The 12,847-nt window shown below is 56.9% G+C and carries 13 protein-coding genes and 1 riboswitch; of the genes, 2 read left to right on the forward strand and 11 right to left on the reverse strand.

The window, feature by feature from the left end:
• Positions 1-107: 107 nt before the first annotated feature.
• On the reverse strand, positions 108-644 hold the full coding sequence (locus ACR0EL_RS13420) for a hypothetical protein (protein ID WP_480500417.1): 537 nt from the start codon (positions 642-644) through the stop codon (positions 108-110).
• A gap of 217 nt (positions 645-861) precedes the next feature.
• On the opposite strand from ACR0EL_RS13420, the gene ACR0EL_RS13425 reads away from it, so the two are divergent.
• Positions 862-1,338 carry a YHS domain-containing (seleno)protein gene (locus ACR0EL_RS13425; RefSeq protein WP_480500418.1) on the forward strand — a complete coding sequence of 159 codons (477 nt, stop codon included), beginning with the start codon at positions 862-864 and terminating at the stop codon, positions 1,336-1,338.
• A gap of 24 nt (positions 1,339-1,362) precedes the next feature.
• On the opposite strand, the gene cmk is transcribed toward ACR0EL_RS13425, so the two are convergent.
• Entirely contained in the window at positions 1,363-1,986 is a 624-nt protein-coding gene (gene cmk / locus ACR0EL_RS13430; protein WP_480500419.1) for a (d)CMP kinase, read from the reverse strand.
• Between the two features lie 8 nt (positions 1,987-1,994).
• On the reverse strand, positions 1,995-3,347 hold the full coding sequence (aroA, locus tag ACR0EL_RS13435; protein WP_480500420.1) for a 3-phosphoshikimate 1-carboxyvinyltransferase: 1,353 nt from the start codon (positions 3,345-3,347) through the stop codon (positions 1,995-1,997).
• A gap of 184 nt (positions 3,348-3,531) precedes the next feature.
• On the opposite strand from aroA, the gene ACR0EL_RS13440 reads away from it, so the two are divergent.
• Positions 3,532-4,335 carry a hypothetical protein gene (locus tag ACR0EL_RS13440; protein ID WP_480500421.1) on the forward strand — a complete coding sequence of 268 codons (804 nt, stop codon included), beginning with the start codon at positions 3,532-3,534 and terminating at the stop codon, positions 4,333-4,335.
• Here the strand turns inward: ACR0EL_RS13440 and trmB are convergent.
• The 8 genes from trmB to miaB form a co-directional block, all read right to left on the reverse strand.
• Complete coding sequence (trmB, locus tag ACR0EL_RS13445) at positions 4,332-5,042, reverse strand: tRNA (guanine(46)-N(7))-methyltransferase TrmB (RefSeq protein ID WP_480500422.1); 711 nt, start codon at positions 5,040-5,042, stop codon at positions 4,332-4,334. The genes ACR0EL_RS13440 and trmB overlap by 4 nt on opposite strands.
• Positions 5,043-5,171: 129 nt before the next feature.
• Positions 5,172-6,353 carry a methionine adenosyltransferase gene (gene metK, locus ACR0EL_RS13450; RefSeq protein WP_480500423.1) on the reverse strand — a complete coding sequence of 394 codons (1,182 nt, stop codon included), beginning with the start codon at positions 6,351-6,353 and terminating at the stop codon, positions 5,172-5,174.
• 5 nt (positions 6,354-6,358) lie between these two features.
• Positions 6,359-6,407, reverse strand: a riboswitch (SAM-SAH riboswitch).
• Positions 6,408-6,428: 21 nt separating this feature from the next.
• Positions 6,429-7,946, reverse strand: a complete 1,518-nt coding sequence (gene lnt / locus ACR0EL_RS13455) for an apolipoprotein N-acyltransferase (RefSeq protein ID WP_480500424.1) — start codon at positions 7,944-7,946, stop codon at positions 6,429-6,431.
• Positions 7,943-8,830 (reverse strand): hemolysin family protein, encoded by an 888-nt coding sequence (locus ACR0EL_RS13460; protein WP_480500426.1) that lies wholly within the window; start codon positions 8,828-8,830, stop codon positions 7,943-7,945. The genes lnt and ACR0EL_RS13460 overlap by 4 nt, the downstream gene beginning before the upstream one ends.
• A 36-nt stretch (positions 8,831-8,866) precedes the next feature.
• Positions 8,867-9,361: an rRNA maturation RNase YbeY gene (gene ybeY / locus ACR0EL_RS13465; protein WP_353012263.1), complete on the reverse strand. Its 495-nt coding sequence runs from the start codon at positions 9,359-9,361 to the stop codon at positions 8,867-8,869.
• Positions 9,362-9,396: 35 nt separating this feature from the next.
• Entirely contained in the window at positions 9,397-10,419 is a 1,023-nt protein-coding gene (locus tag ACR0EL_RS13470; RefSeq protein ID WP_480500428.1) for a PhoH family protein, read from the reverse strand.
• A gap of 135 nt (positions 10,420-10,554) precedes the next feature.
• Positions 10,555-11,319, reverse strand: a complete 765-nt coding sequence (locus ACR0EL_RS13475; protein WP_170531185.1) for an outer membrane beta-barrel protein — start codon at positions 11,317-11,319, stop codon at positions 10,555-10,557.
• A 172-nt stretch (positions 11,320-11,491) separates the two neighbouring features.
• On the reverse strand, positions 11,492-12,823 hold the full coding sequence (miaB, locus tag ACR0EL_RS13480) for a tRNA (N6-isopentenyl adenosine(37)-C2)-methylthiotransferase MiaB (protein WP_480500429.1): 1,332 nt from the start codon (positions 12,821-12,823) through the stop codon (positions 11,492-11,494).
• Between the last annotated feature and the right edge of the window lie 24 nt (positions 12,824-12,847).

The raw sequence follows: 12,847 nt of genomic DNA on the forward strand, positions 1-12,847 counted from the left end.
TGGCAGCTTTCCCATTTAGCTTGCAGGAGACTATAGCAGCTTTCCTGCATCCAGCTAGGGTCTTTGGGATGGGGCCATTAAAGAGGATGGGGGATCACCAATTGCGATCAGATTTCCTCGCCCTTCTTCAACAGCTCTTCAAGCAACTCGCGCTGCAAGTCATGACTGTCGCCGCCACCGAACTCGGCCGCACCACCTGTGTACAAAGTGCCATAGGTGATTGCGATGTTCACAGTCTGGGCCAGACCCGAAATCAACTGATCCTTGTCCAACCGGGACAAGGGATGGATGAACGCCGCCCAAAGTGTGCCATTGGCAATGGCGTAGCGGGCATCTAGCGTGCTGTCGAAATTTGCCTGCATCATGCGCTGCAGGTCTGCGGGCGACAAATCTTCGGCGCTGCCAATCGCAACCAATGCCCGCATCCGATCCAATGTCGTATCGGTGACAACCAGCACTGTCTGTTCTGATATCGTCAGCTGAAATCCCGGTCCAAACGGCTGGGCCTCGGGGTCGAGCGCAAAGAGGATCTTGCCCAGACGCTCATATGTCATCGCAGGTTCGACATCTGGCTGCTCGGGCTGAGCCTCCTGCGCCATCAGGCTTCCGGCGGCGAGGAACAAAAACAGGGCTAGTCGGATCATAGCGTCTCTCCTGCTGGCATAGAGTGAACATATGGCCAGATGTTTCGCATGACCAAACAAAGCTTGGTGAACAGCACAAGCATACAATCCGACAAGTTGTACGATCTGCAAGTATTTGCGACCTATCTGCGATTAAACGTTCCGTCGCCCTCGCCTAGCTATGTTTCATCGGTCGTCGCAGTGATCGACCTGAACCCACGCAACAAGGAAACGCACAATGAAAACTCAATTTTTGACCGCCCTCGCGGCTGCCATTGCCCTCACCACACCGGCCTTTGCGGCGGATGAAGTCAATGTCTCGAACGGGATCTCGGCCGCAGGTGCGCCGCTGGCTGCCCACGGGGTTGATCTGGTCGCATTGGTCAATGACGGCAACCCGGTCGAAGGCTTTACCACCCACACGGCGACCTATGATGGCGCATCATACTACTTCACCACCGCCGCAAACCTCGAAGCATTCGAGGCGAACCCGACGGCGTATCTGCCGCAACACGGCGGTTTCTGTTCGTTTGGTGTATCGGTCGGTAAAAAGTTCGATGGCGATCCGGATCAATACCTGATTGCCGATGGCAAGCTGTACCTGTTCTTGAATGCAGATACCCGCGCCGCTTTTTTGAAGGATGTTGCAGGCACCGCAAAAACGGCGGACGATCAGTGGGCCAACATTCAAAGCATCGCAGTTGGCGATCTGTAAACTGCACCGCTGTTGCCCGCAGCTCTAGTTAGCTGCGGGCAGTTTCGTGTTGATCGCGGCCAGGGCTTGGTTCAAAGCAGCCTCGATGCTCAGATCTGTAGTATCCAGCATCACGGCATCTTCGGCTGGTTTCATCGGCGCTGTACTGCGCTCTGCGTCTCGCGCATCGCGTTCTTTCACATCCGCCAGAACCTGATCACGGGTCACGTCAGCACCTTTGGCTTGCAGCTCAAGAAACCGACGCTCGGCCCGAACCTCAGCGCTTGCGGTGACAAACAGCTTCACCTCGGCATGCGGGCAAATCACGGTCCCAATGTCTCGCCCATCAAGGACCGCCCCGCCTGCCCGCCGGGCAAAAGCGCGTTGAAAATCGACAAGTGCGGCTCGCACTTCAGGGATCACAGCGACTTTCGAAGCGGCCTGCGCTATCTCTGCTGTACGCAGGTCGCCCTGATCCAAATCCTCAGCCGTCAATGTCTGCGCGGCTTCCACCGGATCCACACCCAGCAAAGTCCGCCGCCCGACCACGCGGTAGAGCAGTCCCGTATCCAAATGCGCAAACCCAAAATGCGCCGCAGCGGCCTTTGAGATGGTGCCCTTTCCTGCTGCTGCCGGGCCATCAATCGCGACAGTGAAGCTGTAGGACATCGCCCGGCTCACTGGTTGTTTCTGACAAGCCGCGCCCCAAGGCCGGCCATCAGAGGTTCGAATATCGGGAAAGAGGTTGCGATTGGGCTGGCGTCATCAACTGTCACAGGGGTCTTAGCACCCATTCCGAGGATCATAAAGGACATCGCTATGCGGTGATCCAGAAAGCTCTCGCAGGTTTTGCCACCGGGCACGTTACCGATGCCCAACCCTTCAACCGACCACCAATCATCGCCGTCTTCCACAGTAACGCCATTCGCGCGCAAGCCGCGGGCCATTGCGTCGATCCGGTCGCTTTCCTTCACGCGCAGCTCTTTCACGCCGCCCATCATCGTGGTGCCGGTCGCATTGGCGGCCACGACGGACAGAACCGGATATTCATCGATCATCGAGGCGGCGCGTTCGGGTGGCACCTCGATCCCGGTCATGTTGGGCGAATATTTCGCGCGCAGGTCGGCAACGGGCTCGCCCCCTTCTTCGCGCTCGTTCTCATAAGTCAGATCGGCCCCCATCTCGCGTAGCGTGGTGAACAGACCCGCACGGGTTGGGTTCAAACCAATACCAGGCACCAGCACGTCTGAGCCGGGCGTGATAAGCGCCGCACAAACTGGGAAAGCCGCGCTGGACGGGTCGCGTGGCACGGCAATGACCTGCGGCTTGAGCTCGGGGCGACCGATCAGAGTGATCACCCGCCCCTCATCCGTATCCTCAACTGTGATTTCGGCCCCGAATCCCGTCAGCATCCGCTCGGAATGATCTCGGGTGGCTTCTTTCTCGATCACCACAGTCTTGCCGGGCGCATTCAACCCGGCCAGCAGCACAGCCGATTTGACCTGCGCCGAAGGGACAGGCACTTCGTAGCGCACTGGAACCGGCTCAGCCGAGCCCACGATGGTCATCGGCAAACGCCCGCCCGAGCGGCCCACCGATTGCGTGCCAAACAGAGCCAGAGGGTCTGTAACCCGCGCCATGGGACGTTTGTTCAAGCTCGCATCCCCTGTGAACGTGGCGGAGATCGGACAGGTTGCCATGGCGCCCATGATCAGCCGCACCCCGGTGCCCGAATTGCCGCAATCGATCACCTGATCGGGTTCTGCAAAGCCACCTACGCCAACCCCATGAACCGACCATTCGCCGCCACCGTGGTCTGTTACCTCGGCCCCAAAGGCGCGCATCGCCTTGGCGGTGTCCAGAACATCTTCACCTTCCAGTAGGCCGGTGATCCGCGTCTCGCCCACAGCCATCGCACCCAGGATCAAAGACCGATGCGAGATCGACTTGTCGCCGGGAACCTCGGCCGTGCCTTGCAGCGGGCCGCAGGGATGCGAGGTCATCGGGATGGGCGTGCCGTGTCCGGACATGGGAGCTCCTGTTTTCGCTATCAATCCTCAGGCCGATTAGCGAATTGGGCGCGCAGGGTCCAGCGCCAAAGCCCCAGGTTGCAGGCTTGTTCCTTCGATTCTGTGCAAAACACCTGATTTGAGGTATACTGAAGCCATTCATCTTAAGTGATTTACTTTATCTATCTAAGCTCAGGATTTTATTATGAACAGAGCACCAAACATGTTGGAGCGCGGGCCAACTCAGCTTTTTCACCCCGCTGATCCCACGCGCACAGAAAGCAAACTGGAACAAAGGCTGGCGTTTCTGGTCGGGTTGGTCGCCTTTGGGCTGCCCATCATTCTGGCAGCCGGGTCCAACTTCGGCGGAAGCTGTTTCCGCGACAGCATCAGCCATTTCTACTATGCACAGTTTCTTGGCACGGTCTTCGTTGGGCTGCTGTATTTCATTGGCGGCTTTCTGATCGCCTACACAGGAGACACGTTTTTCGAAGACACCCTCAGCAGCGTTGCAGGTGTTGGCGCATTCATCGTCGCCTCAATCCCGACATTGGGCACCGGGTGCGAGGATCGGGAAACTTTTCTGTCCCGCGTCTTTGTTGAAGTGACCAGCGGCCCGCCGATCACAGTTGCAGAGGCACCGCATCAAGGGTTTTTCAACCTGTTCAGTAGCGCCAGCAACTGGCATCTGATCGCGGCTGGCATCTTGTTTATTTATCTTGGCCTATACTGCCTGATCGTACTCAAGCGTGTGGTCCCGGAACGGCATGAAAAAAACGGTGTTCTGATCGAAAGCAAGCGCAAGCGGAACCGGCTGTATACAATCTGCGGGATCATTATTCTGGCCTGCGTCGCAGCGCTCTATGTCAAAGACAAATTTGGAACAGACTTCGTTGACTGGTGGAACAGCCTGAACCTAACCTTCTTTGTCGAAGCCATAGCGCTGTGGGCCTTTGGGGTCGCATGGTTCGCCAAGGGACGTACCTTCCCGAAGCTGAACGACACCTAGCCCAACCGACGGAATGTTAGATAGTGCGGGGTCCTGCCTTCGCGCAGGGCCTTTTGCTCATATCGGGTTGAAATCCAATCAGACCATGGCTCGCGCCAATCCGCCGGTCGTTCGACCAGCCATTCGAAGCCAGCGCGCGGAACCTCTTCCAGAGTTTGACGCACATAGTCGGGGATGTCAGTCGCGACCCGAAAGATCGACCCCGGCTTGAGCGCCCGCGCTAGAGGTTCGAGATGCTCGGGCGTAACAAAGCGACGGCGATGATGCCGTGTCTTGGGCCATGGATCAGGATAAAGCAGGAAAGCGCGCGAGATGCTGGCCACGGGTAACACATCAAACAGGTCGCGCGCATCGCCGGGATGAACGGCCAGATTTCCAACGCCTGCCTTTCGGATTTTCCCCAGCAACATCGCAACGCCGTTGATGTAAGGCTCAGCTCCAATGATCCCGATATCAGGGTTGGATGCGGCCTGATGCACAAGATGCTCTCCACCGCCAAAGCCGACCTCAAGCCAGACGTCCTTACCACCAAACAGGGAAGCCATATCCAACGGTTTACGTTCCGGGTTTACACCCCAGCCCACATCCCCCGGCGACAAAGCATCGAGATCTTCGTTCAGATACGTCTTCTGGCTTTGCTTCAGGGTCTTGCCCTTGAAGCGGCCATAGAAGTTTCTACGGGGGCGTTGGGGTGTCTGGGTGCTCATGGCCGTGCCCATACTGTGCAGTCAGCACCGAAGCAAGGGGCACGTGCGTCGGTTTGTTCACCCGTGCCCCTTGTTGGATTTTCAACCGACAGAGCACGCCCGTCAGGGCGCACCTTTAGATCAGGATCGTTAGACGGCCTTTTTTAGAGCGCCGCTCAGATCGGTACGTTCCCAGCTAAAGCCGCCATCCGCATCCGGTTCACGACCAAAATGGCCGTAAGCAGCAGTGCGCTGGTAAATTGGCTTGTTCAGCTGCAGATGTTCGCGAATGCCGCGCGGGGTCAAATCCATGACCTGCCCGACCGCTTTTTCGATCTGCGCATCCGCAATCTGGCCGGTTCCATGGGTGTCTGCATAGATCGACAGCGGTTTGGAGACGCCAATCGCATAGCTCAGCTGGATGGTGCAGCGTTCTGCCATACCGGCGGCGACCACGTTCTTGGCCAGATAGCGCGCAGCATAGGCGGCTGAACGGTCCACCTTGGTTGGATCTTTGCCCGAGAATGCACCACCACCATGTGGCGCAGCACCGCCATAGGTATCCACGATGATCTTACGACCAGTGAGACCAGCATCCCCATCGGGGCCACCAATGACGAATTTGCCGGTCGGGTTCACATGCCACTCGGTCTCAGCCGACAACCAACCATCCGGCAAGGTTTCTGTGATATAGGGTTCGACAATGGCGCGGATGTCATCCGAGCTCAGCGCTTCATCGAGATGCTGGGTCGACAGTACGATCGAGCTGACGCCAACGGGCTTGCCATCGCGATACACAACCGACAGCTGCGACTTTGCGTCCGGTCCCAATGCTGGCTCAGTCCCGTTCTTGCGCACCTCGGCCAGACGCCGCAGGATCGCGTGCGAATACTGGATCGGGGCCGGCATCAGCGCAGGTGTTTCCGTGGTGGCATAACCAAACATGATGCCCTGATCGCCCGCGCCCTCATCCTTGTCGCCCGAGGCATCCACGCCCTGAGCGATGTGAGCGGATTGTTCGTGCAGCAGGTTCGTCACCTCGACTGTTTCGTGATGAAACTTGTCCTGCTCGTAGCCGATATCCTTGATACAGGCGCGCGCAATCTGATCGATGCGGCCCATGTAATCATGCAGCTTTTCCTGATCAGACAGTCCTACTTCGCCACCGATGACGACACGATCGGTGGTCGCAAAGGTTTCGCACGCCACGCGTGCTTCGGGTTCTTCATTCAGAAATGCGTCAAGGACGGCATCCGAGATACGGTCGCAAACCTTATCCGGGTGCCCTTCGGAAACTGATTCCGAAGTGAAAGTATAGTTCTGTCTGGACATAAAATTGCTCCATTAAGATTTCTCTGCCACGCCAGGAAGCCGTTGTGACAGGCTTTTGAGGAGATACGCGCGTTGTTAAACGGGGTCAATCGGTAATTCTGAACGGCCTCGGTAGGCCGTGAAGCAAGACCCGACAAACAGGAACAATAAAAGGATCAGAACCGGGTTGTCCCCAAATCGCGAATAGACCGTCGGTGCGTGCGGTGCGGGCAGTATGGCATCCACGAATCCCGCTTCTCCCAAAGGCAATGAATCTGTGATCTGACCCAGCGGGTCGATCATTGCAGAAACACCGGTATTGGCGGATCGCATCAGCGGCAAGCCCTGCTCAATGGCCCGCATGCGGGCCTGCGCCAGATGCTGATAGGGGCCCGAGCGGGTGCCAAACCACGCATCATTGGTGATCTGCATAATAAAATCTGCCCGATCCGGTGCGCCGTTGACATCTTGTGGAAACACAGCCTCGTAACAAATCAACGGTAAAGCGCGGCCGAGCTTTCCAGCCTCCAACAGCGATGGACCGGGCCCTGCACTGAACCCGTGGCCGGTCGTGGCGGCCAGGCCATGAATGCCAAAACGCCCGAGCAAATCGCCAAACGGGACATATTCCCCAAAAGGGGCAAGATGGTGTTTGTCGTACAACCCCTGTTGGTCACCGGTTTCATCCAGATAGATCAGCGAGTTGAAAATCCGTAGCCCATCCGCGCGTTGAATGCCGAACACAACAGGCGTGCCCTGCGCCGCACTGGCAATCGTTTCCAGCCAAGGGCCAGCACGGCTCAACCAGGCTGGCACTGCGGTTTCGGGCCAGACAATCAGATCAGGCCGTGGCGCAGCGGCGGTAAATTCAATCTGCCGCGCGAAGAACAGTGATGCGTAGTCCGGGTCCCACTTTTGATGCTGCGGCGCATTGGGTTGTACTAGTCTTACGACGTTATCGGTCTGCTCCACGGCGGGCCTCAGAGCTGCATAGACAAAAGCGAAAGCGACGCTGGCGATGGCAAGAATGCTAGGGGCGATAAAGCTCTCGGCGCGCGCAAACGCGGCACCCATGGGAAACGCCACCAACAGAGTCAGCGCACCCAAACCATACGGCCCGATCAGAGACAAGAGCTGCGCCACAGGTGTATCGACCCAGACCTGCGCAAAGCCCGCCCATGGAAACCCGGTCAGCACATAGCCGCGTGCGAACTCAGCAAGCGACAAAGTCAAAGCCAGCAGAACGGCTCGGTGCATGAGTGTGCCGCGCATACGATGAGCGGCCCAAAATGCCGCAGCCCAAAACAACGCAAGCCCGCCTGCCATAAACACCAAAGCAAAGGGCGCCATCCAGGCGTGGCGTTCGGGGTCTACCTGAAACGGTTCAATAATCCAGCCCAGCGCGTGGGCGAAATAGCCGGTCGCAAAGGTCCAGCCCAAAATTCCGGCACGCCAAGCAGTCTCGGAAGCCAGAAAAAGCGGCGCAATCAGAACCAAAGCGGCAAGCGTCACGCCCCAATACCCAAATGGAGCTAGACCAAATGCGCCCAGTGCGCCCAACGCTGCCGCGAATATGATCCTCAGGCTGAATGGCCAGCCCCGGACAAGGGTCATGCAGTCAGTTCCGGCAACATGACACGCAAGCGCTTGATGCGGCGCGGATCGGCATCGATCACTTCAAACTCGGGACCTTCTGGATGCAGCACAACCTCACCCCGCGCAGGAACACGGCCCGACAGCATGAAGACCAGACCTCCCAACGTGTCGATCTCTTCTTCATCGACATCCTCGTGACTGGTCAGAGAACATCCGATTTCAGCCTCAAAATCTTCCAACGGAACGCGGGCCTGCACAACGTAACAGCCGGGTTTTTCCTGGAACCAGAGCTGATCTTCGTCGGCGTCATGTTCATCGGCGATTTCACCGACGACCTGTTCGATCAGGTCCTCGATGGTCAGCAAGCCGTCAACGCCACCATACTCATCGATCACCAATGCCATATGACGACGCTCTGTCTGCATCTTTGTCATGAGAACACCGATCGGCATCGATGGCGGCACAAACAGTAATGTACGCAGCATCGAAACCAGATCGAATTCAGTCGAACCGCCATTGAACCCGTGGGTCAGTGCGAAATCCTTGAGGTGAACGAAACCGAGAGGCGTATCCAGAGTGCCTTCATAGACCGGGATACGCGACAGGCCGCTGTCACGGAACACCTGCGCCAGTTCATCCTTTGAGATGGTTGAAGGGACCGAAATGATCTCAGCCGTGGGGATCGCAACGTCTTCGACCCGCATCCGTCGCAGATTGATCATTCCACGGGGTTGAGCGGCCATGGTCTCTTGTCCGTTCACCACCTCTTTCTGATCATCATTCTGACCAGAAAATGCGTCAAATATCCTTGAAAAGAAGCTGCCCTTCTCTTCGATTTCAATGCTGCTGTCCTGTGGTTGCGCGCCATGCGCCGCCCTAGAACTGCCGTCTGTGTCGCCCATTATCCTGTTCCAATAGTCCGGGTGAATGTACCCGCTTCATTCATTATATGGGTTATTGATACCCATTTTGCCAAGTATCTCGACCTCAACAACCTCCATAAGGGTGGCATCGGGGTCACGAATGTGATCATAGCCCAACAAATGCAGCGTACCGTGAACGATCAAATGCGTCACATGATCTGCCATCGGCTTGCCGGCATCGGCTGCTTCGCGGGCACATGTATCGTACGAAATCGCAACATCACCCAGGGCAATTTCACCCGTGAAATCCGGTTGTGGAAGATCAGGCGAAGCACCTGCCGTCTCCGAGGACAGGTCCTCAGCAGGCCAGCTCAGCACATTGGTAGGGGCAGGTTTGCCGCGAAACTCAGCGTTCAGTTCGGCGATGCGGGTATCATCGCAGCCTAACAGGCTAACTTCGCATATCTCGGGATCGAGGCCCCGAAAGCGCAGCACCTCAGCAATGGCTTTCGTGGCAAGAGGTTCCAGATCTTGCCAGCGCGTGTCTTCGATCGTTAGTTCAAGGTTCATTTCACCAGTCCAAGGCCCGTTTCGGGGCCCTGGTTCTAACCGGTCTCACGGCCCGCATCAGCCTCATATGCTTCGATGATCGCGGCGACAAGCGGATGGCGTACAACATCCTTGGACGTGAAGTAGTTGAAGCTGATATTCGGGATCGTCTTTAGCAAACGTTCAGCATCTGCAAGCCCCGACTGGACCCCGCGCGGCAGGTCAACTTGCGACCGGTCGCCGGTGATGACCATGCGGCTGCCTTCGCCCAGACGGGTCAGGAACATCTTCATCTGCATGGTCGTGGCATTCTGTGCCTCATCCAACACAACAAAGGCATTTGCCAGCGTCCGCCCCCGCATAAAGGCCAGCGGCGCGATTTCGATTCGTTTTTCTTCGATCAGTTTCGCCAGTTGTTTGCCCGGCAGAAAATCATTCAGCGCGTCATACAGCGGCTGCATGTAAGGATCGACCTTGTCCTTCATATCACCAGGCAGGTAACCCAGCTTTTCGCCCGCCTCGACAGCAGGTCGGCTGAGGATGATCCGGTCCACATAGCCGCCGATAAACATCGACACGCCAACGGCTACGGCCAGATAGGTCTTTCCTGTGCCCGCTGGGCCGATTCCAAAGGCCAGTTCATTGTTGAACAGCGACTGCACGTAAGCCTTCTGCGCATCGGTGCGCGGTTCAACCAGCTTTTTGCGGGTCTTGATCTCGACCGAACCGCCTTTGAACATCTCTAGCTGATCACCATCGCGGCTACCGGTGTCCTGCTCGGCATTGCCCATGCGCAGTTCACGGTCCACATCTGCCGCTTCAACGTCGCGCCCCCCTTCCAAACGCGTATAAAGCGCCTGAAGGACCTCGATAGCGTTTTTCTGAGAGTCCTCGTCGCCCATGACAACCAGTTGATTGCCGCGGCGCACAATCTGCACGGACAGCTTCTGTTCAATCTCAGTCAGATTGCGGTCATATTCGCCGCAAAGATCGATCAGCAATCGGTTGTCTGGAAATTCTACAAACGCCTCGCGCGCGGGCATTTCATTTGGCGGTGGGGTTAGGGCACCGGTGGCCAATCCGTTCTCCTGTCTTGGCATTGCACCCCGAGCGTAGACAAGATTTCTTGGTAGGTGCAAGCCACAGTTTTAAAATTTCCGCTGAGGTCGACAAAACCGCCAGCCAACCTGCTTTCAGTCGCCAGAAACTGTGCGTCAGAACGTGTAGTTCAAACCAAATCTGAGGCCGCGATATCCTGGTGTCGACTTAGTTGAAAAGCCTGAACCAAATTCGACGGTCTTGGATTCGAACTGAACATATTGATACTCGCCGGTGATCGACCAGTTATCGTTCAATTTATGCTCAGCCCCAATGCTGGCGGTGTACCCGCCACGCCGATCCGATTCTTCGAACAGCTGGCTAGAGAAGGTCGAGGAGATGCTGCTGGTCGTATCAACCTGACCCCAGATATATCCAACGCTGACAAAGTACAGCACCCGACCGCTGCGGTTTGTCAGGCCGTTGCGCAGTTGCACATAGAACATGTCGGAAATTTCGGTTCTGCCCGTCACCGTATCGCCACCGATCTGGGTCGAGACCGTATCGCTTAGATTTCCGACGTCATACCCCAGTTCGATCCCATAGACATAGTCGCGGCCAAGGCTGGTCGGAACGACACCGCGCCAGCCCCCCCGCATGCTGAAATAGCCACCGCGGACATCCTGATCCCCAATATCGAACACACCGGTGGGGGTTCTAAGACCAAAACGATCGCTGCCGTTTGCGCCATAACCGGCACCGAACCCAAGATAAAAGGCGCTGACATCGCGGCTGAAACGCTCTGCGCTAATCACATCGGGCTCTGTCACCTCACCTTTCAACTCAGCTGCCAGCGTAGTGCCGGCAAAAAGTGCTGAGACACAGACAACCCACGCTGCGCGCCAAAGGTTCGACCGTTTCAATCCCCGAATAACTTCCACTCGTACCCTCCATCACACGCCGACCACGTTTTCAGGGTAGCGCAATATACGGCTTTTCAGATGCTCAGATATACGCCGAACACATGGTTAGCATTGGTCCGAGCATAGTTCGAAGCCATAAATCAAGGGTAAATTTTGGAAACAAAACCCAGAACCGGTACCGTATCCGCGATCAATCACAAAAAGAGAGCAGTTCTCCTGCCAGTGAATTTGCACCCGAATCAGTGATGCGAACCTCTCGCAGATCGCCAACTTCAATCCCGGGGGCCTTAACGTGGACCGAATGCAGATATTCGGATTTACCAACCATTTGCCCTTCGAGACGGCCGGTTTTTTCGAACAGAACGCGTACTGTGCGGCCCACCATCGCATCCTGTATCTCGCGCTGATGCCGGGTGATCAGGGCTTGCAGCCGCTGCAAGCGGTCATCTGCAGCATCCGGATCAACCTGTGCCCGTTCAGCAGCTGGTGTGCCGGGACGGGTCGAATATTTGAACGAATACGCATATCCGTATTTGACCTGCTCAACCAAATCCATCGTCGCCTGAAAATCCTCTTCGGTTTCTTCCGGGAAACCGACAATGAAATCGCCGGACATCACGATGTCCGGGCGCGCCACGCGAATACGTTCGATCAGTCGAAGGTAGCTTTCAGCCGTGTGGCTGCGGTTCATCCGCTTGAGAATCCGGTCCGAGCCGGACTGCACGGGCAAGTGCAAATACGGCATCAGTTTGTCACATGTGCCATGCGCCTCGATCAGGTCATCAGCCATGTCATTGGGGTGCGATGTGGTGAAACGGATGCGTTCCAGCCCGTCAACCTTGTTCAATTCCCAGATCAGGGAGGCCAAGGTCATGTCTCCGTTCGGGCCCGCGCCGTGATAGGCGTTGACGTTCTGACCCAACAGGGTGATCTCGCGCACGCCACGATCAACCAGATCCTGCGCTTCGCGGATGATGCGATCCGCCGGGCGGCTGACCTCGGCCCCGCGTGTATAGGGCACGACGCAGAAGGCACAAAACTTGTCGCAGCCTTCCTGCACGGTCAGAAACGCCGTCGGGCCACGCTTGGCCTTAGGGCGGTTCTTCAACTTCTCGAACTTGTCTTCCTCGGGAAAATCCGTGTCCAGCGCTTTGGCCCCGGTGCGGGTCTTGGCCTCCATTTCGGGCAGGCGGTGATAGCTTTGCGGACCGACCACCAGATCGACCAACGGCTGGCGGCGCATGATTTCCTCGCCTTCGGCCTGCGCCACACATCCTGCAACGCCGATCTTCAGATCGGGTTTTTCGGCCTTCAGCCCCTTGAACCGCCCCAGTTCTGAATAGACCTTCTCGGCTGCCTTTTCCCGGATGTGGCAGGTGTTCAGCAGAATCATATCCGCATCATCGGCTGACTGGGTTTCGACATACCCCTGCCCGCCCAGCGCTTCGGCCATACGTTCACTGTCATAGACATTCATCTGACAGCCATAGGTCTTGATAAACAGCTTCTTGGATTCGGACATGGGGCGGGCCTTTGCATTCGCTGG

The sequence above is a fragment of the Ruegeria sp. AH12 genome (genome assembly GCF_056541465.1).